This is a genomic window from Mycolicibacterium neworleansense (genome assembly GCF_001245615.1).
GTDB classification, from domain to species: Bacteria; Actinomycetota; Actinomycetes; order Mycobacteriales; family Mycobacteriaceae; genus Mycobacterium; species Mycobacterium neworleansense.
The window spans coordinates 51,170-73,280 of sequence record NZ_CWKH01000002.1; the positions used below are offsets into that span (position 1 = coordinate 51,170).

Annotated in this window: 22 protein-coding genes and 1 pseudogene; 8 read left to right on the forward strand and 15 right to left on the reverse strand. The window is 65.2% G+C overall.

The genetic code is table 11. The features are described 5' to 3' along the window. Positions 1 to 44 precede the first annotated feature (44 nt). Together BN2156_RS15935 and BN2156_RS15940 are read right to left on the reverse strand one after the other, a co-directional pair. Positions 45 to 440: a helix-turn-helix domain-containing protein gene (locus BN2156_RS15935; RefSeq protein ID WP_090516033.1), complete on the reverse strand. Its 396-nt coding sequence runs from the start codon at positions 438 to 440 to the stop codon at positions 45 to 47. A gap of 90 nt (positions 441 to 530) precedes the next feature. Continuing rightward, a complete protein-coding gene (locus BN2156_RS15940; RefSeq protein WP_090516034.1) occupies positions 531 to 1,859 on the reverse strand; it encodes a DUF445 domain-containing protein in 1,329 nt (442 codons plus the stop codon). A gap of 106 nt (positions 1,860 to 1,965) precedes the next feature. Between BN2156_RS15940 and BN2156_RS15945 the strand changes: the two genes are divergently transcribed. Together BN2156_RS15945 and BN2156_RS15950 are read left to right on the forward strand one after the other, a co-directional pair. Next, positions 1,966 to 2,670 (forward strand): TetR/AcrR family transcriptional regulator, encoded by a 705-nt coding sequence (locus BN2156_RS15945; protein WP_090516035.1) that lies wholly within the window; start codon positions 1,966 to 1,968, stop codon positions 2,668 to 2,670. Positions 2,671 to 2,674: 4 nt separating this feature from the next. Next, positions 2,675 to 3,541 (forward strand): polyphosphate kinase 2 family protein, encoded by an 867-nt coding sequence (locus tag BN2156_RS15950; RefSeq protein WP_162490871.1) that lies wholly within the window; start codon positions 2,675 to 2,677, stop codon positions 3,539 to 3,541. A gap of 291 nt (positions 3,542 to 3,832) precedes the next feature. Here BN2156_RS15950 and BN2156_RS31430 read toward each other — a convergent pair. The 7 genes and pseudogenes from BN2156_RS31430 to BN2156_RS15990 form a co-directional block, all read right to left on the reverse strand. Continuing rightward, positions 3,833 to 4,633, reverse strand: a pseudogene (locus tag BN2156_RS31430) (N-acetylmuramoyl-L-alanine amidase); the annotation flags it as partial. Positions 4,634 to 5,166: 533 nt separating this feature from the next. After that, positions 5,167 to 6,315 (reverse strand): peptidoglycan-binding domain-containing protein, encoded by a 1,149-nt coding sequence (locus BN2156_RS15965; RefSeq protein WP_090516037.1) that lies wholly within the window; start codon positions 6,313 to 6,315, stop codon positions 5,167 to 5,169. 130 nt (positions 6,316 to 6,445) lie between these two features. Then, a complete protein-coding gene (locus BN2156_RS15970; RefSeq protein WP_131725172.1) occupies positions 6,446 to 6,943 on the reverse strand; it encodes an LppP/LprE family lipoprotein in 498 nt (165 codons plus the stop codon). Between the two features lie 125 nt (positions 6,944 to 7,068). After that, a complete protein-coding gene (locus BN2156_RS15975; RefSeq protein WP_090516039.1) occupies positions 7,069 to 7,944 on the reverse strand; it encodes a cyclopropane mycolic acid synthase family methyltransferase in 876 nt (291 codons plus the stop codon). 152 nt (positions 7,945 to 8,096) lie between these two features. Then, on the reverse strand, positions 8,097 to 8,957 hold the full coding sequence (locus BN2156_RS15980) for a 3-hydroxybutyryl-CoA dehydrogenase (protein WP_090516040.1): 861 nt from the start codon (positions 8,955 to 8,957) through the stop codon (positions 8,097 to 8,099). A gap of 160 nt (positions 8,958 to 9,117) precedes the next feature. Continuing rightward, the gene (gene aceA / locus BN2156_RS15985; RefSeq protein ID WP_090516041.1) at positions 9,118 to 10,404 is read right to left on the reverse strand and encodes an isocitrate lyase; all 1,287 of its coding nucleotides are present in this window, start codon (positions 10,402 to 10,404) and stop codon (positions 9,118 to 9,120) included. 255 nt (positions 10,405 to 10,659) lie between these two features. Then, a complete protein-coding gene (locus tag BN2156_RS15990; protein ID WP_090517407.1) occupies positions 10,660 to 11,481 on the reverse strand; it encodes an acyl-[acyl-carrier-protein] thioesterase in 822 nt (273 codons plus the stop codon). 118 nt (positions 11,482 to 11,599) lie between these two features. Here BN2156_RS15990 and ramB point away from each other — a divergent pair, with 118 nt between their 5' ends. The 4 genes from ramB (at position 11,600) to BN2156_RS16010 (ending at position 15,192) form a co-directional block, all read left to right on the forward strand. Beyond that, positions 11,600 to 13,015: an acetate metabolism transcriptional regulator RamB gene (gene ramB, locus BN2156_RS15995; RefSeq protein WP_090516042.1), complete on the forward strand. Its 1,416-nt coding sequence runs from the start codon at positions 11,600 to 11,602 to the stop codon at positions 13,013 to 13,015. Positions 13,016 to 13,148: 133 nt separating this feature from the next. After that, the gene (locus tag BN2156_RS16000; RefSeq protein ID WP_235625368.1) at positions 13,149 to 13,739 is read left to right on the forward strand and encodes a TetR/AcrR family transcriptional regulator; all 591 of its coding nucleotides are present in this window, start codon (positions 13,149 to 13,151) and stop codon (positions 13,737 to 13,739) included. 23 nt (positions 13,740 to 13,762) lie between these two features. Further along, entirely contained in the window at positions 13,763 to 14,563 is an 801-nt protein-coding gene (locus tag BN2156_RS16005) for an NAD(P)H-dependent oxidoreductase (protein WP_090516043.1), read from the forward strand. Between the two features lie 77 nt (positions 14,564 to 14,640). Next, a complete protein-coding gene (locus tag BN2156_RS16010) occupies positions 14,641 to 15,192 on the forward strand; it encodes a carboxymuconolactone decarboxylase family protein (protein ID WP_090517409.1) in 552 nt (183 codons plus the stop codon). A 9-nt stretch (positions 15,193 to 15,201) separates the two neighbouring features. On the opposite strand, the gene BN2156_RS16015 is transcribed toward BN2156_RS16010, so the two are convergent. The 6 genes from BN2156_RS16015 to BN2156_RS16040 all read right to left on the reverse strand — a co-directional run bounded on the left by BN2156_RS16015 (position 15,202) and on the right by BN2156_RS16040 (position 19,670). Next, positions 15,202 to 16,551 (reverse strand): MFS transporter, encoded by a 1,350-nt coding sequence (locus tag BN2156_RS16015; RefSeq protein ID WP_090516044.1) that lies wholly within the window; start codon positions 16,549 to 16,551, stop codon positions 15,202 to 15,204. Between the two features lie 132 nt (positions 16,552 to 16,683). After that, complete coding sequence (locus BN2156_RS16020; protein WP_090516045.1) at positions 16,684 to 16,953, reverse strand: flagellar basal body-associated FliL family protein; 270 nt, start codon at positions 16,951 to 16,953, stop codon at positions 16,684 to 16,686. Further along, on the reverse strand, positions 16,950 to 18,344 hold the full coding sequence (gene lpdA / locus BN2156_RS16025; RefSeq protein WP_090516046.1) for a dihydrolipoyl dehydrogenase: 1,395 nt from the start codon (positions 18,342 to 18,344) through the stop codon (positions 16,950 to 16,952). Before lpdA ends, BN2156_RS16020 begins: the two co-directional genes overlap by 4 nt. A 30-nt stretch (positions 18,345 to 18,374) precedes the next feature. Then, entirely contained in the window at positions 18,375 to 18,869 is a 495-nt protein-coding gene (locus tag BN2156_RS16030) for a hypothetical protein (RefSeq protein WP_235625369.1), read from the reverse strand. Further along, a complete protein-coding gene (locus BN2156_RS16035) occupies positions 18,862 to 19,140 on the reverse strand; it encodes a putative holin (RefSeq protein WP_210436655.1) in 279 nt (92 codons plus the stop codon). The genes BN2156_RS16030 and BN2156_RS16035 overlap by 8 nt, the downstream gene beginning before the upstream one ends. Positions 19,141 to 19,175: 35 nt before the next feature. After that, a complete protein-coding gene (locus BN2156_RS16040; protein ID WP_090517412.1) occupies positions 19,176 to 19,670 on the reverse strand; it encodes a DUF779 domain-containing protein in 495 nt (164 codons plus the stop codon). A gap of 29 nt (positions 19,671 to 19,699) precedes the next feature. On the opposite strand from BN2156_RS16040, the gene BN2156_RS16045 reads away from it, so the two are divergent. Further along, on the forward strand, positions 19,700 to 21,736 hold the full coding sequence (locus BN2156_RS16045; protein WP_264035488.1) for a prolyl oligopeptidase family serine peptidase: 2,037 nt from the start codon (positions 19,700 to 19,702) through the stop codon (positions 21,734 to 21,736). A 95-nt stretch (positions 21,737 to 21,831) separates the two neighbouring features. After that, on the forward strand, positions 21,832 to 22,098 hold the full coding sequence (locus BN2156_RS16050; protein ID WP_090517414.1) for a hypothetical protein: 267 nt from the start codon (positions 21,832 to 21,834) through the stop codon (positions 22,096 to 22,098). Positions 22,099 to 22,111: the final 13 nt, after the last annotated feature.

Sequence of the window (22,111 nt, forward strand, 5' to 3'; positions counted from 1 at the left end):
ATGGTCTTTTTCGTTCGAGTGGTTATCGGGCAGTTGATGAGGTGTCAGTCAGTTGTCGGCTCCTCACCTGCTTCGGCTTCGTTCTGCTGACGAAACGATGTGTAGATGTCGAGCAGCACCTGCTTCTGCCGTTCGGTGATCCCCACGTCGTTCACGATGGCGTCGCGGACCTCGCTGGGCTCGCTGGGTTCGAGGATCCCGGCGCGCACATAGAGGACTTCCGCAGACACCCGAAGTGCCTTCGCGATCTGGTTGAGCACGTCGGCGGAGGGTTTCCGCAATCCCCGTTCGATCTGGCTCAGGTAGGGATTGCTGACGCCGGCCTTCTCGGCCAACTGCCGAACCGATACCTGTGCCGCCTCACGCTGGGCCCGGATGAAGCTTCCGATGTCCTGCGCGGCGTTGGAGACGACAGCCGCGAGATTCTCTTCTTGCGTCATGTCATTCCCCCTCGTAGCCCGGGTATCCGTTAACGACAAAAATCACGCTACGACGGGGTGCTAACTTTTGCAAGCAGTAGTTAGCGCAGGTCAGAAGAGTAGTTGGGCTATCGAATAGATGATCAGACCCGCCAGCGAACCCACCACGGTGCCGTTGATCCGGATGAACTGCAGGTCACGGCCCACATGAAGCTCAATCCGGCGGCTCGCCTCGTCGGCATCCCAACGTTCGATGGTCTCGGTGATGATTGCTGTGATCTCGGTCCCATACTCGGCAACCAGGTGTTTTGCGCCCCGGATGATCCAGTTGTCGACCTTGTCGCGTAGCTCGGCGTCGTCGCGCAACGACTCCCCGACCCGCATCACCGAGTCGGCGATCCGGGTCCGCAGCGCCGAGGACGGGTCGTCCACCGACTCCAGGATGATCCGCTTGGCCGCCGCCCACGCCGTCTCGGCCGCCCGGGCCACCTCGTCGCGGCCCATGATCTGTTCCTTGACGTTCTCCGCCCGCTGAATCGTCGCCTCGTCGTGCTGCAGATCGTCGGCGAACTCGAACAGGAACCGGGTGGCCGAACGCCGCAGCTCGTGGTCGGGATTGCGACGGACCTTGTCGGTGAAGTCCATCAGCTCCCGATGGATCCGGTCCCCGACCAGGTGGTCCACCCAGCGCGGCGACCAGGTCGGCGAATCCCGCTCGATGACGCGCTCGATGACCTCGCCGGAGTTCAGCGACCACTGGAACGCCCGGTCGCACAGCAACTGGATCAGCGCTTCCTGACGACCTTCCTGCAACAGCGTCGACAGCACCCGGCCGATCGGCGGCCCCCACTTCGGTTCGGCGATCCGCTTGACGATCATCCGGTCCAGCACATGCTGGACATCCTCGTCGCGCAGCATCTCCACCCCGACGCGCAGCACGGTCGACGCCTCGGCGGCGACCCGCTCGGCATGCGGACGGTCGCACAGCCACTTCCCCAGCCGGCCCGCCACCTGGGCGTCACGCAACTTGGTCGCGATGACCTCGGGAGACATGAAGTTCTCCCGGACGAACGTGCCCAGACCCTCTCCGAGCTGGTCTTTCTTGCGTTTGATGATCGCCGTGTGCGGGATGGGAATCCCCAGCGGGTGCTTGAACAGCGCCGTCACCGCAAACCAGTCGGCAAGCGCGCCGACCATGCCCGCCTCGGCCGCGGCCCGCACGTAACCGACCCACCCGGCCGCGCCCCGCGACTGCGCCCACGTGCACAACAGGAAGATCACCGTGGCGCCGACCAGGAAGCCCAGCGCGACAAGCTTCATCCTCCGCAAACCACGCAGACGCTCGGCGTCGGCGACGCTGTCCGCGCCGGCCAGCGTCTCGGCAAAACTCGGCCGCGGGGCCGCAGGCGCGCGGACTCCCTCGTCGGATCGATGTGCCACGTTTCCATCTTGCGCTATCAGCGCGACTGACGGTCTGACCCACAGACCGGTATCCGCAGATTCGCCGTACTATCGAGTGGAACTAGGGAATGGGACTACTGCGACTGTGGCACAGCAGACTCCGCCGGTGGCGGTGAAGACCGATGGACGCAAGCGGCGCTGGCACCAGCACAAGGTGGAGCGGCGCAATGAGCTGGTAGACGGCACCCTCGAAGCGATCCGGCGCCAGGGCAGCAACGTCAGCATGGACGAGATCGCCGCCGAGATCGGTGTGTCCAAGACCGTGCTGTACCGCTACTTCGTCGACAAGAACGACCTCACCACCGCGGTGATGATGCGCTTCGCCCAGACCACCCTGATCCCGAACATGGCTGCCGCCCTGTCGTCCAACCTCGACGGTTTCGCCCTCACCCGCGAGATCATCAAGGTGTACGTGGAAACCGTTGCGGCCGAACCGGAGATCTATCCGTTCGTGATGGCGAACAACTCGGCCAGCAAGAGCAAGGCCGTCGCCGATTCCGAGCAGATCATCGCCCGCATGCTGGCCGTCATGCTGCGTCGCCGGATGGCCCAGGTCGGGATGGACACCCGCGGCGCCGAGGCGTGGGCGTTCCACACCGTCGGCGGCGTGCAGCTGGCCACCCACTCCTGGATGTCCAATCCGCGGATGACACCCGACGAACTGATCGACTACCTGACCATGCTGTCCTGGAACGCACTCTGCGGCATCGTCGAAGTCGGCGGCTCGCTGGAAAAGTTCAACTCACTGCCGCACCCGTCACCGGTTTTGCCGCCACAACTGCTTGACTGAGCGGGTGAGCGACAGAGATCTGCCTGCCCTGTGGACCCACGAACCCCATGAGCATCTGGAATTCCGCCCCGGCGACGAAGTCGCGCGAATCGACACCGACAGCACGCCGGGATTCCGCGGGAACAAGAGCGATGCACCCACCCTGCAGACCGAACGGAATCTCCGGCTTGCCTCACTGCAGGAGATGCTCTACGCCCGCTGCAAGAGTGGTGACGACAACCGGTCGGTGCTGCTGATCCTGCAGGGCATGGACACCGCAGGCAAGGGCGGGATCGTCAAACATGTTGTGGGGGCCGCGAACCCGCAGGGTGTCCGCTACACCAGCTTCGGCAAGCCCACCGAGGAGGAGCGGGCCCACCACTACCTGTGGCGGATCCGCAACGCCCTCCCGCCGGCCGGGCACATCGGCGTGTTCGACCGCTCGCACTACGAGGACGTGCTGATCGTGCGCGTGCACAACCTGGTGCCGCCGGACGTCTGGGGTGCGCGCTACGACGAGATCAACGCGTTCGAACGCGAATTGGTCGATGCCGGCACCACGCTGGTGAAGGTCGCCATGTTCGTCTCGCTGGCCGAGCAGAAGGCACGGCTGGCCGAGCGGCTGGAGCGCCCTGACAAGTACTGGAAGTACAACCCGGCCGACATCGACGAACGGCTGCTGTGGCCGAAATACGAAGAGGCCTATCAGGCCATGCTGGAGAAGACGTCCACCGATTACGCACCGTGGCACATCGTGCCGTGCGACAAGAAGTGGTACAGCCGGCTGGCCATCACCGAACTGCTCATCGAGGCTCTCAAAGGCCTCAACATGTCCTGGCCGCCGCCGGACTTCGACGTGGAGGCGGAGAAGAAGCGGCTGGCCAACGCCTAGGTTCCGGGCTCAGCTCGCGAGGGCCTTCCTGGCGGACGCCTTCCTTGCAGACGTCTTTTTGGCAGGCGCCTTCTTGGCCGGTGCCTTGCTCGCGACGGCTTTCTTCTTGGCGGGCGCCTTTCTCGCGGCGGCTTTCTTCGCCGTGGCTCTGCTGGCGGGTGCCTTTTTCGCCGGAACCTTCTTGGCGGGTGCCTTTTTCGCCGGAGCCTTCTTGGCCGGAGCTTTCTTGGCGGCGGCCTTCGCCGGAGCTTTCTTGGCCGGCTTGGCCGGACGCGCGGCGGACAGCTCCGCCAGGCGGCTCTCGAGTATCGAGACGTACCGTCCCAGGCTTGCGACGTAGTCGATCAATGACTTGTCCCCCAGCTGGATCCAGCCGTTCCCGAGGGGCCCGCGCAGTTGCTCCCAGATCTCTTCGAGCAGTTCGCGGTCGGTGCGGGTGTTGGTCGGCTTGGGCAGGTGCGGCACCGGGGCCGGCGTAACCGCAACCGGTGTCGGTTCGCTGAACTCACCGCGCATCGCCTTGGCGACCTCGCCACGGAACCAGTCCATGCTGAGATTGCCCGGGTCCCATTTCCCCTGCGCGGACCCGGCCCACTCCTTGTGACCGATGTTGCGCTCGGCCCCGTATCCGAGCCGTGTGGTGAGCGCAGCGGCCACATCGCGCATCGAGATGATCTGCGCATCCGGCCACCGCTCGTCGGCGCGATAGCTGCCGTCGGGGTTGATTGTCGGCCAGGCGCATTCGACCCCGATGAGCCGGTTGTTCGCCGCATTGGCAGGCAGGCCGAAGCCGCTACCCCGTCCAGAATGGTTGCAGACACCGACCGCGACGATGGTGACCGTCCCGTCAGGGGCGATGTGCAAATTGGCCAGCGGGCCCTGCAGATCGGGGCGGCCGGCTCGAATGCTCTCCGCCCTTTCCCGGCTGTTGCCCGTGTGGTGCCACATCACTCCCCAGATGTCGCCGAAATCCCCGACGCCCGAGTTCTCCCACCCCGCAAGGGTCTTCAACTTGTCTCCGAGAACGGGACGCAGCACCTCCTCCAGCCAGACCGGATCGCCGGCCCATCCGGCCTGTTGCTGCGCCGGCACCTGAACTTGGCCGTTCAGGGCACGGGCCAGCACCTCATGTGCCTCGTCCCATTTCTCCCGGTACCGGTCAGGGAAGGCGCTGCCCTGCACAAGTTGGGCGAACACACCGGCCGAGTGTGCGTCGCGCGCGTTGACGTAATCATCGGACAACCGGTCCAGGAACATGTCTGCGGCGGCATCCAGCGTCATCCGCTGGCTGGCGGTGCCCCACCATGCCTCACCATTCGGCCCTGGTTGTTGCTGGAAGTAGCCGGACGAGCGGTTGTCGTCTGAGGTGGAATCGTGCGGGAAGCCTTCTGTATCAGGATCGTTCGTGGGGTTCGACGGGCACCACCACTGCCGGTTCCCGTTCCCGTCAGACGAGCCCACCTCGGTGGAGATGGTCATCAATGCGATGATCGTCGCGGTTTCGGTCAGTCCGCGACGACGCGACACGGCGTGCACCTCCCGCGCAATCTGCTCGCGGGTCCTCAGCGGGGCGGGTTTGAAGGATGTGAAACTCATTGGTGTTACCTCGAATTCGATGTGGATGGTTACATGCGTACCGACGTGCGATCGGCCCAGTCGCGCACGTGGTCGATGCCGAGTTGAAGGTAAGTGCGTCCGGGCAACACGTCGACGAATTCATAGGTGATGTGTGGCCTGGTCGGCGGCTGGGCGGCGAAGAACGTCAGGGCCAGGCGCGCGGCATGCACCGCGGCCGCGGTCTCGGAGCCGAATTGAGCCGGGACCACTCCCGGCAGCAGCGAGGAGACGAGCCCCGCCCAGACACCGTTGAGTATCCCGAGCGGATTGGGCGGCAAGTCCACACCCGCCTCGTCCAGAATCTTGATCAGATGCGGAATGACCTTCTGCATCATGCCGATCGGATCGCTGACCGTGGTATCCATGACGATGTTCTGACCTTGCCGGCAGACGTCACCGACGTCGCCCAACGGCACGTTGGCGTAGAAGTCGTCCGGTTGCACCAGCTCGCACCAATCCCAGGTACATGCCTCGCGGGGCAGATGGAAATTGCTGATGCCCTCCCCGTCCGGAACGGGGCCGAGGAAGAACGTATGCCCAAACGCCCGTGAGGGATTCGCGATCATCATGCCGCAGACATAGTTGTCGGCGAATTTCTCCAGGCGTCCTCCCGGCAGCAGCTCGGCGCGCACCTTGCTCGCGCCGATCGCGCCCTGCGAATACCCGAGCAGGCAGAAAGACCGCTTCGGATGCTGCTCGATCCAGTCGATGGCCAGCTCCACCGCGATATCGACCGAGTCGTTACCGCTCGGTGCGTTCGGGTTGTTCTCGGCGCCGACGGGAATGCCGCCCATCGAACCCGGATACAGGATCGGGATCTCTTCGAGGCCGGCAGCCTGCGCGACCCGGGACGTGTAGTCCATGCCGACGATGCCGCCCGTGCCACGGAACGTGAGCCCCGCGTGACGAGGAGGCGGAGGCGGAGGCCAGGCACCAAGGCGCACACGGGTTTTGAAATCGGCGATGCCATTTTCGGGCAGACCGACACGTCGTTGAAACTCGGTGACCGCATCGGCGGTGACCTGATCGTAGACGTCGCCCTCGGTGACGCCCATGGCGCGGGCCCAGTTGAACTTGGCCACCAGTTTGTCGCGGATCAATGCGATATCGGGTCCGCTCATCGGCGGATCTGTCAGTTCGAAACCTCGCCACGTCATCAGCGGAGACCTTCCACGGAAACCAATGCCGATCACTTGCGCCTGCCCCCTGCGGGTGCGGCAATCCGATACTCGCAGTCAGCTCACCCAGGAGCGCGAGTAGTGAGGTACTCGAATTTCGGTCGGCGGATCAGTCCGGAGGCGGCGGGTCGAGCATCTCGACCTTGTTGCCGTTCCAGTGATAGCGCACGGTCGTCACGATGCCGTCGGCGCAGGCGTTGCAGCTCTGACCCGAACGGTAATTCAGCACGACGGTGTCATCGGTCGAGGCGTTCGCGTCCAGCGACGTGAACCCGTATGCCTTCCAGGTTCCGGTTCCGAGGAACGTCCCACGGTGAAACATCAGCGCCTGGACCGGTGAACTGCCCGTCCCGCCTTCGATGCCGACCAGGATGGTGGACAGGTTGGCACAGGGGTTGTAATTGCTCTCCAGCGGCGCGCCCGCCCAGCGGCGGCCGGTGACCCGGTCGACGGGCATCCGTGCCAGGGCCGACCACAAAGCGCTCATCTCATCCGGACCGCACACCGCCCGCGCCGGCGTCGTGCGCGCGGACAACCCCATGAGGCCCGTGACCATGACGACAATCGCTACGACGCTCACGATCGCCCGACGAGGTGCGATGCTCACGGCGGCCCTCCCGCCTCAGTCAGTCAAGCCGAGTCCGTCCAGACTAAAACAGCAGCTGAGCCGGCGGGCCGACTCAGCTGCTGTTCTACGTGCTCAGCTCGATGGGACGGAGCCCATCGGCAGGACTACTTGACCAGGGTGAACTGGCCGATGTTGGTGATGCCGCGACGGAAGAAGTCGGCGCAGCCGGTCAGGTACTTCATGAACCGGTCGTACACTTCCTGACCCTGCAGGGCGATGGCCTCGTCCTTCTTGGCCTCGAGGTTGGCCGCCCACATGTCGAGCGTGCGCGCGTAGTGCGGACGCAGCAGGTGGATGCGCTCCAGCTTGAAACCCGAGCCGTCGGCCAGCTTCTCGATGTCCTCGACCGCGGGCAGCTGCCCACCGGGGAAGATCTCCTCACCGATGAACTTCATGAACTTCAGGTCGCTGATCGTCAGCTTGATGTTGTTCTCACGGAAGAACTGCTGGGTGTGCGCCAGGATCGTGTGCAGCAGCATCCGGCCACCGTTGTCGGGCAGGATGTTGTAGGCCCGCTCGAAGAAGATCGGGTAACGCTCCTGCTTGAACGCCTCGAACGCGCCGATCGAGACGATGCGGTCGACAGGCTCGTTGAACTCTTCCCAGCCCTGCAACCGGATCTCGACGTTGCGGTTGGTGTCGATCTTGGCCAGCCGCTTGCGGGCGTAGTCCGACTGCTCCTTGCTCAGCGTGATCCCGATGACGTTGACATCGTGGTTGATCAGCGCACGCTCGAGGCAGCCACCCCAGCCGCAGCCGATGTCCAGCAGCGTCATACCCGGCTTGAGGTCGAGCTTGCCCAGCGCGAGGTCGAACTTGGCGTTCTGCGACTCCTCGAGGTTCATGTCCTCGCGCTCGTAGTAACCGCAGGTGTACCCCATGGTCGGCCCGAGGAAGAGTGCGTAGAACTCGTTCGAGATGTCGTAGATCGACTGCGACTCCTCGTAGTACGGAGCAAGATCGGACTCGACGTTAGACATGCGAAAAATTACCTCTTTGCGTTTTCTGCTGCTGACGACCGTTAGTTGCGGGCCGACACGTGTTCTTACATGCAGACTCTATAGAGCGAGCCAGCAGGCCCTACTGTGGGTAGACTAGCTAAGCCTCGGCCATAGTGCCAGCGCGGGTCGGTTCAGTACTTGTAGAACCCCTGGCCTGATTTTTTGCCCAGTTGCCCCGCCTCCACCATCCGCAACAAGAGCGGCGGCGCGGCGTACAAAGGCTCTTTGAACTCGTCAAACATCTTGTCGGCAATCAGCTTCAGGGTGTCCAGACCGACCAGGTCGGACAGGCGCAGCGGGCCCATCGGGTGGGACAACCCCGCCACTACTGCCTTGTCGACATCGTCAATTGTGGCAAAGCCACCTTCGACCATTCGGATGGCCGCGAGGAGGTACGGAACCAGCAACGCGTTGACCACGAAACCGGACCGGTCAGAACAACGGACAACCTGTTTTCCGAGAACCGTGCCGGCGAATTCCTCGACGCGCGCGGCGGCGCCGTCGGAGGTCACCAGAGTGCTGACCAATTCGACCAACGGCAACACCGGAACCGGGTTGAAGAAGTGCAGGCCGAGCACCCTGGCAGGATTCTGGGTAGCTGCTGCGAGTTTCATGATCGGAATGCTGGAGGTGTTGGAGGCCAGCACCGCGTCGGGATCGGTGACCACGCGGTCCAGGTCGGCGAAGATCTTCGCCTTGACGTTCTCGTCCTCGATCACGGCCTCGATGACCAGCTGCCGGTCGGCCAGATCGTCGATCGTGGTGGTGAACGTGAGCTTGCCCAGCGCGGCATCCTTCTCCCGCTCGGTGACCTTGCCCGCGCTGACCGCGCGCTCGAGCGACTTGGTGATGCGGTTGCGCCCCGCGGTGACCAGTGCGTCGGTGGTCTCGAACACCAGCACGTCGACGCCGGCACGGGCGGACACCTCGGCGATACCCGCGCCCATCTGGCCGGCACCGATCACGCCTACTCGTTCAATTTGATTGCTCACTACTTCACTTTCGTCTCAAGATCTGGACATGCGACAGGCCCCGCCCAAGAATTCTGAGCGGGGCCTGCGCTGTCAACCTTTGGCAGGTCTAGTGGCTCCGGCTATTCGGTTCCACTTCGCATGCTCAGTGGCTCCGGCTATTCGGTTCCACTTCGCATGCTCAGTGGAACTGACCCTCTTCGGTGGAACCGGCCAGCGCGGTGGTCGAGCTGTTCGGGTCGACCGTGGTGGCGATCCGGTCGAAGTAGCCGGCGCCGACCTCACGCTGGTGCTTGGTGGCGGTGTAACCGCGCTCTTCGGCGGCGAACTCGCGCTCCTGAAGCTCGACGTAAGCCTTCATCTGCTCGCGGGCGTAGCCGTAGGCCAGGTCGAACATCGAGTAGTTGAGGGCGTGGAAGCCCGCCAGGGTGATGAACTGGAACTTGAAGCCCATCGCGCCCAGCTCGCGCTGGAACTTGGCGATGGTGTCGTCGTCCAGGTGCTGCTTCCAGTTGAAGGACGGCGAGCAGTTGTAGGCCAGCATCTGGTCCGGGAACTCGGCCTTGACACCCTCGGCGAACTTCTTGGCCAGCTCCAGGTCCGGGGTGCCGGTCTCCATCCAGATCAGGTCGGAGTAGGGCGCGTAGGCCTTGGCGCGGGCGATGCAGGGCTCGAGGCCGTTCTTGATCCGGTAGAAGCCCTCGGCGGTGCGCTCACCGGTGATGAACGGACGGTCACGCTCGTCGACATCGGAGGTGATCAGGGTGGCGGCCTCGGCGTCGGTGCGGGCGATGACGACGGTAGGAACGTCAGCCACGTCGGCAGCCAGGCGGGCCGAGGTCAGGGTGCGGATGTGCTGCTGGGTCGGGATCAGCACCTTGCCACCGAGGTGGCCGCACTTCTTCTCCGAGGCGAGCTGGTCTTCCCAGTGAGAACCGGCGACACCGGCGGCGATCATGGCCTTCTGCAGCTCGTAGACGTTGAGCGCACCACCGAAGCCGGCCTCACCGTCGGCGACGATCGGGGCGAGCCAGTTCTCGACCGAGGTGTCGCCCTCGACCTTGGCGATCTCGTCGGCGCGCAGCAGCGCGTTGTTGATGCGGCGGACCACCTGCGGCACCGAGTTGGCCGGGTAGAGGCTCTGGTCGGGGTAGGTGTGGCCGGACAGGTTGGCGTCACCGGCGACCTGCCAACCCGACAGGTAGATGGCCTTCAGGCCGGCGCGGACCTGCTGGACGGCCATGTTGCCGGTCAGCGCGCCCAGCGCGTTGACGAAGTCCATGTCGTGCAGCTGCTCCCACAGCACCTCGGCACCGCGGCGGGCCAGGGTGGCCTCTTCGACGACGGAACCCTGCAGGGCAACCACGTCGGCCGGGGTGTAGGTACGGGTGATGCCCTTCCAGCGGGGGTTGTGATCCCAGTCGTGCTGGATCTGCTCCGGTGACTTGGGGGTGCCCACGGTCGACATAGGACTGCTCCTTCGGTTTTGGTTCAACCGCCGCGGATAGTTGCTAACGCCGCAGCAGCTTCACTGGTGTGCTAATCCGAAGATGGCACAACCTATATCCGCAGGTCCACCCGTTTCAGTTGCCAAGTTTCGCCAAAGCGCTTAGTTAACTTGCAAAGGTTGCGAAGAAATATGATGGCTGTACCGGTTCAGAAGCTACCGGCGAGTAGCCCAAAGGTGCAGGTCAGTACGCTCGTACTGTTAAACCGGGAGGGGTCAGAGCGAGAACAGTGAAGCGATCGCTTTTGTCTCGTCGCCGACGGCATATGTGAGCGTTCTAACAGTGCGGTCGGAGAGCTCTTCGCCGAATTTGTCGGTCGATCCGGCCGGATGAACATGCGACAGGATCTCGAGCTTCTCGCCGAGGGCCACCGCGGCATCGTGCTCGATGGTCACCCGCAGCGGCTTCTCCAGCAGCTCGGGATGCGAGTAGAGGTAGTCCTCGATCACCGTCCAGTAGACCGAGTTGTTCATGTGGTCGAACAGGTCGATGTCGGACACCCGCACCGGGTACTCGCGGATCTCGGCCGCATCCTCACGGCTGCCGGCCTTCAGATAGGACTTCCAGCGCAGACGCGCTTCGTCGGTGGTGCGGCGCAGGCCCGCCAGGAAGTCGTCGGAGATCCGGGCCGGCCCCTGGGTTTCGCGGTTGATGTTGATCCAGAACGCCTCGGACTCCATGAGCCCGCCCTTGCGGCCGTCGATCCGCACGCGCATCTCGCACCACCGGTTCGAGGTGCCCGAACACCACCGGCGCATCCGCAGCATGTCCTGGAACTCGATGGGCCGGATCAGGTCGATCATCGTGCGCCGCACGATCCACAGCGGGTGGGTCTCCTCGAAGCCGAGTTCGCGAAGGTGGTCGGAACCGATGTCCTGGATGTGACGGGCGGCGGCGTCGAAGCGCAGCCGGCCCACCCGGTCGATGTCGCCGACCCGCAGCGGCCATTCCCGGTCGAAGACGTCGGGATGGGGATCGGGCACCGGCATCAGCACCTTGTTCAGCCCGGTGGTCGAAGTCTGCGCGGTTCCCGTCATCGTCATCTCCAGTCGCTGTCGCCTCAGCCGATCATGCCAGGCAGCCCGATAATGCCAGTAGAGGTAAAACTGCCAAGAATGCAAAGGCAAACTTCGCACCCTTGTTAGGCTGTTTGACGTGGCAAAAACGTTCGTGGGGTCGCGGGTGCGGCAACTGCGGAGCGAGCGTGGATTCAGCCAGGCGGCACTGGCCCAGATGCTGGAGATCTCCCCCAGTTACCTCAACCAGATCGAGCACGACGTGCGCCCGCTGACCGTGGCGGTGCTGCTGCGCATCACCGAGGTTTTCGGGGTGGACGCGACGTTCTTCGCCTCGCACGACGACACCCGGCTGGTCGCCGAGATGCGCGAAGTGGCGATGGACCGCGACCTGGGCGCCGACATGGACGTTGGTGAAGTGGCCGACATGGTGGCGGCACATCCGAATTTCGCCCGCGCGATGGTCAACCTGCACCGCCGCTACCGCCTGACCACCACGCAGCTGGCGGCCGCCACCGAGGACCGGTACTCCGACGGCAGCGGCAGCGGATCGATCACCATGCCGCACGAGGAAGTGCGCGACTACTTCTACCAACGGCAGAACTACCTGCACGAACTCGACACCGCTGCCGAGGATCTGACCGCCAAGATCCGCATGCACCGCGGCGATCTGGCCGGCGAGCTGGCCAACCGGATGACCACGGTGCACGGCGTGCGGATCGTGCGGCGCATCGATCTGGGCGACACCGTGCTGCACCGCTACGACCCGGCCACCAAGACCCTTGAGATGGGCAACCACCTCTCCAGCGGCCAGCAGGTCTTCAAGATGGCGGCCGAGTTGGCCTTCCTCGAGTTCGGCGACCTGATCGACAAGATGGTCGACGAGGGCATGTTCACCAGCGACGAATCGCGCACCCTGGCCCGGCTGGGGCTGGCCAACTACTTCGCGGCAGCGACCGTGCTCCCCTACCGCCAGTTCCACGACGTGACCGAGAACTTCCGCTATGACGTGGAGCGGCTGTCGGCGTTCTACTCAGTGAGCTACGAGACCATCGCGCACCGGCTGTCCACCCTGCAGCGCCCGTCGATGCGCGGCGTGCCGTTCTCCTTCGTCCGGGTCGACCGCGCAGGCAACATGTCGAAGCGCCAGTCCGCCACCGGTTTTCACTTCTCCTCATCAGGCGGCACCTGCCCGCTGTGGAACGTTTACGAGACCTTCGGCAATCCGGGCAAGATCGGCGTGCAGATCGCCCAGATGCCCGACGGCCGCAACTACATGTGGGTGGCCCGCACCGTGGAGCGCCGGGCATCGCGCTACGGCCAACCCGGCAAGACCTTCGCGATCGGGCTTGGATGCGAGCTGCGCCATGCCCATCGGCTGGTGTATTCGGAAGGGCTCGATCTCTCCGGCGACGTGGCGACCCCCATCGGCTCGGGGTGCCGGGTATGCGAACGCGACAACTGTCCGCAACGTGCGTTCCCCGCCCTCGGCAAGGCGCTGGACCTCAACGAGCACCGCTCGACGGTGTCGCCGTATCTGGTGCGCCAGCCGTAAAGGCCCGACGAAATCCACGATGCCCGGCGCGGGAATGGATTTCGAGCGTCCTCCGTTGACCACGAAAGTAAGTTACTTTTAGTAGGTTACTGTCAGTAAGTTGCTGCCCGTAGGTGACCGACGAGGAGTCAAGATGAGCGACCCACCCGTCGCCGCCCCGAAACAACGCCTGTCGAAGCAGGACCGGCACACCCAACTCCTCGACGTGGCACGGGAGTTGATCCGGGAGGCGGGCACGGAGGAGTTCACCCTCGCACGGCTCGCCGACCGGGCCGGCGTGACCAAGCCCGTGGTCTACGACCACTTCGGCGACAAAGCGGGAGTCCTCACCGAGCTCTACCGTGAGTTCGAGGAGCGCCAGCGCGAAATGCTCGACGCCGCACTGGAAAGCGTCGAGCCGGAGGTGCACGCCGTGGCCCGCGTGGTGGCGGACGCATACATCGACTGCTGCCTCACGGAGGGACGCGAACTGGCCGACGTGGTCGCCGCACTCGCCGGCTCCCCCACCCTGAGCCGGATGCGTCGGGAGGCCGAGGACGCGTACCTCGCCAAGTGCCGCCGGGCGTTGGCACCGTACTCCGTTGGGCTAGACGAAGCAGGTCTGCGCGCCGTCGTCGGGGCCGGCGACGCCTTGGCCCGAGACGCGCTCACCAAAAGGATCAGCTCCGCTGATGCCCGCGGCACCCTGGCCCGTGTCATCACGGCCATCGCTACCGACCGATAACACGATACGAAGCAGGTGACTTCATGACGATCACCCATCCGCCGAAGCCGGGCACCGCGCTGTGGCTCTACGCGCACCCCCGCCGCGGCTCACTGAACGACCACCTCTTCCGGGCCGGAACCGAAGCACTGTCCGCACGGTATGAGGTGATGACCTCCGACCTGCACGCCCAGGAGTTCGACCCGGTGCTCAGTAACCGCGACCTCGGAGAGCCCGCCGACAAGCCGGGAAACATCGTCGAGCTGGCAGGCGAGGCGTACTCCCGGGGCCAGCTGCCCGCCGATGTCCGCGCGGAACAGGCCAAGCTCGCCACAGCGGAGCTGGTGGTCGTGCAGTTCCCACTGTGGTGGTACGGGCCGCCGGCAATCTTGAAAGGCTGGTTCGACCGAGTGCTCACCAACGGGTTCGCCTACGGCGATCTCGATCCCGAACTCGGGGTGCCCCGGCGCTACGGCGACGGCGGCCTGATCGGGCGCAGGGCCCTGATCGTGGTGACCGCGGGCGAGGATGCGCGCTCGATCGGCCCGCGCGGCATCAGCGGTGACCTCGAGTCACTCCTCTTTCCTCTCATCCACGGCACTCTCTGGTACGTCGGGATCGAGACACTCGACCTGCACGTAATCTACGACGCCGACGGTTTGGAGCCGGCCGGCATCGACCTGGAGACTCAGCGCCTGCAGGACAGACTGCGGACCATCGATACCGAGCCGGTCCGCCGGTTCCGGCGCTTGCGCGACGGCGACTACCAGGAGACTCGCGCGCTGCGCGGAGACCTTCTTCGAGGCCGCACCGACCTGGGCATCCACCTGGCCGACCACGGATAGCCCACACCGGGTTGGTCTGGGGCACGAACCGGCGCCTGCACCTTCTGAAGTCCAAAACCTGTGCCAGACTCGGCTGGGTGAGTGCACTCGAGCCGGCCCGCATCGCACCCGGCGGATTCCGTGAGCTGGGCCCGGTCAACTGGGCCATCGCAAAGCTGGGCGCCCGCGCCATCCGCGCCCCCCGGTTTACCTTGATGAACGTGCTGGGCCAGCACAGGCTGCTGTTCCTGGCCTGGCTGCCGTATTCAGGACTGCTGCTCGGCCCGCTGGGCAAGTTGCCGCGTAAAGACGCCGAGCTGGTCATCCTGCGGGTGGGCCATCTGCGCGATTGTGAGTACGAGCTGCAGCAGCACCGCCGGCTGGCCCGCAGCCGCGGTGTCGACGCCGAGACCCAGGCCCGCATCTTCGAGGGGCCCGACGCCGAGGGTCTGACCGACCGTCAGCGGGTGCTGATCACCGCGACCGACGAGTTCGTCGTCACCCGGTCGGTGTCGGCGGAAACCTGGGCCGCGCTCTCGGCGATCCTGACCAAGCAGCAGCTCATCGAATTCTGCATGCTGGCAAGTCAATACGATGGCCTGGCGGCGACGATGACCACGCTGCGGATCCCGCTGGACTTCCCCGACTAGCAGTCGCCGCTAACCCGACCGTACCGCTTCGCGGTCCGACGTGGTCTTGGCGTTGCAGGCCTCGCTCAGCGAGCGGCCCGCCGTCTCCACACCCCAGGCCAGCGTGACCGCCAGCCCGACGAATGAGATGGCGGCACCGGCCAGCAGCACCCAGTTGACACCCTTGTCGAGGGCGAAGGGCATGAGGTAGACGGCTACCGCCGCACCGATCCGGCTGGCCGCGGTGCCGATGCCCACGGCCGTCGCGCGCACCTCCGTCGGGAACAACTCGTTGGGGTACACGATCTCCAGGAAGTTGGATGCCCCGGACAGCAGCGCGAAGGCGCACACCGCGGTGAAGACGATCATCACCGGCAGCCCGGGAACCAGACCCGCAATGCCCCAGATGATTCCGATGCCGGCGAAGGTGTAGATCAGCAGCGCCTTGCGGCCGATCCGGTCGACCAGGAACAGGCCCGGAACACCTCCGACGACGAACAGCGCGGCGAGGAACACCTCGGCACCGTTGCCGGTGATCCCGACCTCGCCCAGGATGTCGAACGAGAACGAGTAGATGGACAGCAGCGGGATCACCTGACACATCCAGAACAGGCTGACGAACAGTGTCCGCTTCAAGTAGGGCGGCTTGAACACCGAGCGGAAGGTCGCGCGTTCCGCCGGTTCGGGCTCGCCGAGGTCCTCGACGCCATAGTCGGGTCCGAAGACCTGTTTGATGGACCGGTCCGCTTCCTCGACGCGTCCCTTGCTGATCAGCCAGCGCGGTGATTCGGGTGTCCCCAACCGCAGGAACAGGGTGACGAGTGCGAACACGGCCGGGCTGGCCAGCATCCAGCGCCAGGCGTTGTCGCCGGCCAGGTGGGTGCACACCATCGCCACGGCGGGGGCGGCGGTGGCACCGACGGCCCATACGACGAACGTCGCGCCGAGCATGCGGCCCCGGTATTTGGCCGGCAGGTATTCGGCGAGCAGAGAGGTGGCGATCGGATAGTCGGCGCCGATCGCCATGCCGATGAGGAACCGCAACAGGATCAGTTGCCAGACCTCGGTGGCGAACATGCAGGCCATCGAAAAGACCGCAAGGGCAAGCAGATCCAGGATGTACATCATGTGGCGGCCGACCTTGTCGGTCACCCAGCCGAACAGTCCGCCGCCGACGAAGATACCTACGAGGACCGCGGCGGCGATCAGCCCCTTGTCGGCGGTGGTGACCGTGAACGACGTGCTCATGGTCGCCCAGGTGAACCCGATGATGGCAATGGCGTAGCCGTCGATGAACGGTCCGCCCGACGAGTAGAGCGTCAGCTTCTTGTGGAACGCCGTGAGCGGCGCGTCATCGATCAGTCCACTGCTAGATGCCATTGGGTTCCCTGTGCTGCCGATGTGGACGGGCCGCGGCCCGATCTGTCACATCGACATTCGTCCAGGGTGTTGCGGTCCAGAAGCAGAAAATCGCTCGAAACGCGTGCCCTGTTGTTGTGCGATCACACAAACCTAAAGGTAGGTGACCCCGAGCAGGACGAGGGAGAACAGCACCGGCGAGACCGGCAGCGCCCACAGGAAGGCCGCCCACGTGTGGGATTTCTGCTGGTACTTACGCCAGCCGAAGTATCCGCCGGCCGCCCCGCCGATGAACGACAGGGCGGCGACCAAGAGCACCCAGACGTTGACCCGGGAGCCCTCGGTCGCCAGCGTGATGGCGGCCAGCCACACAATGTGACCGACCACCAATCCGGCGATGCCGGCGACGATTTCGTTTCTCAAAAGTTGATCATGTGGCCGGCCAGACCGTGGAAGCACTCCTGCAGCGCCTCCGACAGGGTCGGGTGGGTGTGCACGTTGCGGGCCAGCTCGTTGGCCGTCAGATCCCACTTCTGCGCCAGGGTCAGCTCCGGCAGCAACTCGGACACGTCCGGTCCGATCAGGTGCCCGCCGATGAGCTCGAGGTGCTTCTTGTCGGCGATCAGCTTCACGAAGCCGGTCGGGTCGGCCAGGCCGTGGGCCTTGCCGTTGGCGGTGAACGGGAACTTGGCGACGACTACGTCGTAGCCCTCGGCCTTGGCCTGCTCTTCGGTGAGGCCGAAGCTGGCCACCTGCGGCTGGCAGAAGGTGGCACGCGGCATCATCCGGTAGTCGCCGAGGGCGAGAGTCTCTGCCCCGCCGATGGTTTCGGCGGCCACCACGGCCTGGGCCTCGGCGACGTGGGCCAGCTGCAGCTTGCTGGTGACGTCGCCGATGGCGTAGATGCCCGGCACATTCGTGCGCATGTAGTCGTCGATGGCGATGGCCCCGCGGTCGGTCAGCACCACACCGGCGGCCTCCAGGCCGTAGCCCTCGATGTTGGGTGCGAAGCCGATGGCCTGCAGCACCTTGTCGGCCTTGAGCTCATCGGTCTTGCCATCCTTGCTCACGGTGACCTTGACCGTCGAGCCATCATCGGCGATGGCCTCGACCTTGGTGCCGGTGAGGATCTTGACGCCCAGCTTCTTGTACTGCTTCTCGATCTCCTTGGAGACCTCGGCGTCCTCGTTGGGCAGCGCGCGCGGGAGGAACTCGACGATGGTGACGTCGACGCCGTAGTTCTTCAGCACGTAGGCGAATTCCATGCCGATCGCACCGGCGCCGGCGATGATGATCGAGCCCGGCAGGTCGCGCGAGAGGATCTGGGTTTCGTAGGTGACCACGTTGTCGGACAGGGCGGTGCCTGGAACGAGGCGGGTCGACGACCCGGTGGCGATGATGGCGTTGTCGAAGGTGAGTTCTTCTGAACCTCCCTCGTTGAGCTTCACCGTCATCGACTTGGGTCCGGTGAAGGTGCCGTAGCCGTGGACCTCGGTGATCTTGTTCTTCTTCATCAGGAAGTGCACGCCGGCGACGCGGCCGTCGGCGACCTTGCGGCTGCGGTCGAAGGCGGCGCCGTAATCGAAGGTGGCCTCACCGGTGATACCGAAGGTCTTGGCTTCCTTGTTGAAGATGTGTGCAAGTTCCGCGTTGCGCAGCAGCGCCTTCGACGGGATACACCCGACATTGAGGCACACGCCACCCCAGTACTTGGGTTCGACAATTGCGGTGTTCAGCCCCAGTTGGGCGGCACGAATGGCCGCGACGTATCCACCGGGACCAGCTCCGAGAACGACGACGTCAAAGTGGGTCACGTCCCCACCCTAGTGGGCGGCGCAATGGTCCTACCGGGCGATCCAGCCGAACACGTAGGCGCCGTAGAAAACCGCTGCGGCGGCCATCGCCGCCAGCGGCGCCGACATCAGCGCGATGGCCAGCGCCGATACCAGGGGTTTGCGCTGCGCGGTCGAGGCCACTAGGGCGCCGACCGTGGTGACGACGACGTAGACGAGTGCGACGAACACCGGCCAGGTCTTGTCGACGGATTGATACCAGTAGTAGTACAGGCCGGCCCCTGCCGCTGCGGAGACGAACCACACCGCGGCCAGGATGCCCACGAAGGTCCACCACTTCACCGACAGGTAGGACCCTTCCACCACGATGGGCGGGGCCGGGGTGGGCAGTGGCGCCGAGGGCGCGTCGTCGGAGACCGTCTCGTCGGGGGTCATGTCTTCCGCGGGCGTCGAGGCGCTCGTCGGTTCGTCGTCGAGAACCTCGTTTTCCCCGGTGTCGAACAGCGGGGTGAAGTCGGCGGTGGAGGTGTCGAGGCTTTCAGGCATGGGTCGCCGCCTGGATGATCGTCAGGGCGCCGAACCAGCCGGGCGCGATGGCCAGGACACTGGCACCGAGCGTCGTCACCCACCGTCGCCCTGAGACCAGGATCATCACCATCCCGAGGGCGCCGGGTACGCCGAGCACGAGTGCGATCACCACATCGGGCCGGACGGTGGCCGTGACCAGCAACGTCGTCGCGATCCCGGCCAGCAGGCCGACCGCTACGCCGACCAACATCGCGCTGGTCAGCAGCCACGCCCGTGGCAGCGGAATCACTCTTCGACGATAACGCCGCGGCCCGTGAGGTCCCGCTACATCTGTCCGGCGCGTCCCCCGGGGACCGGGCAGGCGTCGGCGGCCTCGTCGACGATGTGGGTGCCGGTGTCGGGCGGCCGGGCACCGGCGCTGTACTGGGCACCGGTCACCGGGGGCTGCCCGGCGAGTAGGTCATTCTCGGCTGCGGTGAAGGCTCGGCCGCGGGACAGGAACCGCATGCCTTCGGGTGATTCCAGGCTGAAGCCACCGCCGCGTCCGGGGACGACGTCGATCACCAGTTGCGTGTGCTTCCAGGCTTCGAACTGGGGGCCGGAGATCCACACCGGCACACCGGTGCCGACGTCAAGAACACCGAGAAGGATGTCGCGGTCACCCACGATGAACTCGCCGTCGGGGTAACACATCGGGGACGACCCGTCACAGCAGCCGCCGGACTGGTGGAACATCAGCGCCCCGTGGCGGCCCTGAAGCCGTGCCAGCAGGTCGGCGGCGGCCGCGGTGATCAGGGCCCGTGCCGGTGCTCGGCCCATCTCAACCTCGATTCTGTCGGCCGCCACTGGTGTTGTTCAGCTCACAGTACTCGCGCGGTCACAATGGACGGGTGTCAGAGGACCCTTATCTGTGGCTTGAGGACATCACCGGCGACGACGCGTTGGCGTGGGTGCGCGCCCACAACGAGCCGACGATCGCCGCGCTGAGTGGTGACCGTTTCGAGGCGATCCGCGCACAGGTGTTGGAGATTCTCGACACCGATGCGCGAATCCCCTATCCGGGCCGCCGCGGTGAGTACCTGTACAACTTCTGGCGCGATGAGGCGAATCCGCGCGGCCTGTGGCGGCGCACGACGCTGGAGAGCTACCGCACCGATGATCCGGACTGGGATGTGATCCTGGACCTCGATGAGCTGGCCCGCGCCGAGGACGAGAACTGGGTGTGGGGCGGGCCGGAGGTGATCGAGCCGGACCACACGCTGGCGATGATCAGCCTGTCCCGCGGCGGAGCCGACGCCACGGTGGTGCGCGAGTTCGACATGCGGGCACGGCAATTCGTGCCCGGCGGGTTCGAGCTGGCCGAGGCCAAGTCGTCGGTGTCCTGGGAGGACGAGGACACCCTGCTGGTGTGCACCGATTTCGGTGAGGGGTCGATGACCGAGTCCGGTTATCCGCGGATCGCCAAGCGCTGGCGCCGCGGTGAGCCCCTGGCCGACGCCGAGACGGTGTACGAGGCCGAGCCGACCGATGTCCGGGTGATCGCCTCGGTCGACCGGACCCCGGGGTTCGAGCACACCAGGCTGGGGCGTTACACCGACTTCTACCACCGCGTCCGCTACGAAGTGCGTGACGGCGAGCTCATCGAGCTCATGGTCCCGACCGACTCGTCACTGTCGCTGCACCGCGAGTGGCTGCTGATCTCGTTGCGGACCGACTGGCAGGTGGGAGGGGTCACCTACCCCGCCGGGGCGCTGCTGGGCACCAACTTCGACGATTTCCTTTCCGGCACAGCCGAGCTCGCGATGATCTACGAGCCCGACGAGCACAGCAGCCTGTCGAGTGTGCAGTGGACCAAAGAGAAGCTGATCCTCATCACCCTGCGCGATGTCGCCAGCCATGTCGAGGTGGTCATCCCTGGGACGTGGGAGCGCAGGGACGCTCCGGACATTCCGCCGGCGACGGACACCATCGTGGTCGACATCGATCACTTCGGTGACGAGGTCTTCTACAACTCAAGCGGATTCACCACGCCGTCTCGGCTGTTGTACGGCACCGCGGGTGGACCGCTGGTCCAGGTCAAGTCCGCGCCGGCGTTCTACGACGCGGACGGAATCGGCGTCGAGCAGTACTTCGCCGCGTCCAAGGACGGCACGAAGGTCCCGTACTTCGTCGTGGGTCGCCGCGACGAGCCGAGCCCGACCTACCTGTACGGCTATGGCGGATTCCAGAACTCGCTCACCCCGGGCTACATCGGCGGCGTCGGCCGGGGCTGGCTGGAGCGCGGCGGCACCTACGTGCAGGCCAACATCCGCGGCGGCGGTGAGTACGGCCCGGGCTGGCACAAGCAGGCGATGCGGGAGAACCGCCATCTGGTGTACGAGGATTTCGCCGCGATCGCCGCGGATCTGGTGCGTCGCGGCATCACCACGGTGGAGCAGCTCGGTGCGTCGGGCGGCAGCAACGGCGGCTTGCTGATGGGCGTGATGCTGACCCGGTATCCGGAGCTTTTCGGCGCACTGGTCTGCAGCGTGCCGCTGCTGGACATGAAGAGGTTCCACCTGCTGCTCGCCGGCGCGTCCTGGGTGGCCGAGTACGGCAACCCCGACGATCCGGCCGACTGGGAGTTCATGTCGAAATATTCGCCATACCAGAATATTTCGGCCACGGCGCAGTATCCACCGATCCTGATCACCACGTCGACCCGTGACGATCGGGTGCATCCGGGCCATGCCAGGAAGATGACGGCGGCGCTGGAGGCGGCCGGGCACCGCGTGTTGTACTACGAGAACATCGAGGGCGGGCACGGGGGCGCGGCCGACAACAAGCAGGCCGCGTTCAAGGCGGCGCTGACCTACGAGTTCCTCTGGCAGACGATCGGCGCCTAGCCCAGCACTCCCCGTCCGGCGATCATCGGCAGGTCCAGGAAGGTCCGGATGCCGATGGCGTGTCGGGGAATCGCCTGCCGGATATGCTGGCCGCCATGTCGGTGTTCCGCCGCTACCTCGCCTTTCAGGGGATGATGTTCGTCTTCGGCATCGTCGGCCCCATCTTCCTCGTCATCTACTTTGCCGCGCAACCGGATCCGACATTGAAGTGGATGTACTGGGCCGGCTTGTTCATCACCGCGGCCGACATTCTGATCGCTCTGGCGCTCACCGCATCGAGCATCAAGGAGGACCGGACACCCACCGATGTCCGCATCGCCCTCACCCTGCAGCACCTCCGCCAACGTCGCGACGATTCCTGACTGCAGCACTGGG

Excerpts from the sequence above, each read along its gene's own strand:
- BN2156_RS16040 (WP_090517412.1), bottom strand. The coding sequence starts at position 19,670 with ATGGGCCGAGCACCGGCACGGGCCCTGATCACCGCGGCCGCCGCCGAC.
- BN2156_RS15935 (WP_090516033.1), bottom strand. The coding sequence starts at position 440 with ATGACGCAAGAAGAGAATCTCGCGGCTGTCGTCTCCAACGCCGCGCAG.
- aceA (WP_090516041.1), bottom strand. The coding sequence starts at position 10,404 with ATGTCGACCGTGGGCACCCCCAAGTCACCGGAGCAGATCCAGCACGAC.
- BN2156_RS15990 (WP_090517407.1), bottom strand. The coding sequence starts at position 11,481 with ATGACGGGAACCGCGCAGACTTCGACCACCGGGCTGAACAAGGTGCTG.
- BN2156_RS16030 (WP_235625369.1), bottom strand. The coding sequence starts at position 18,869 with ATGCCTGAAAGCCTCGACACCTCCACCGCCGACTTCACCCCGCTGTTC.
- BN2156_RS15965 (WP_090516037.1), bottom strand. The coding sequence starts at position 6,315 with ATGACGTGGCGAGGTTTCGAACTGACAGATCCGCCGATGAGCGGACCC.
- BN2156_RS16000 (WP_235625368.1), top strand. The coding sequence starts at position 13,149 with ATGAGCGACCCACCCGTCGCCGCCCCGAAACAACGCCTGTCGAAGCAG.
- BN2156_RS16005 (WP_090516043.1), top strand. The coding sequence starts at position 13,763 with ATGACGATCACCCATCCGCCGAAGCCGGGCACCGCGCTGTGGCTCTAC.
- BN2156_RS16050 (WP_090517414.1), top strand. The coding sequence starts at position 21,832 with ATGTCGGTGTTCCGCCGCTACCTCGCCTTTCAGGGGATGATGTTCGTC.
- BN2156_RS15975 (WP_090516039.1), bottom strand. The coding sequence starts at position 7,944 with ATGTCTAACGTCGAGTCCGATCTTGCTCCGTACTACGAGGAGTCGCAG.
- BN2156_RS16015 (WP_090516044.1), bottom strand. The coding sequence starts at position 16,551 with ATGGCATCTAGCAGTGGACTGATCGATGACGCGCCGCTCACGGCGTTC.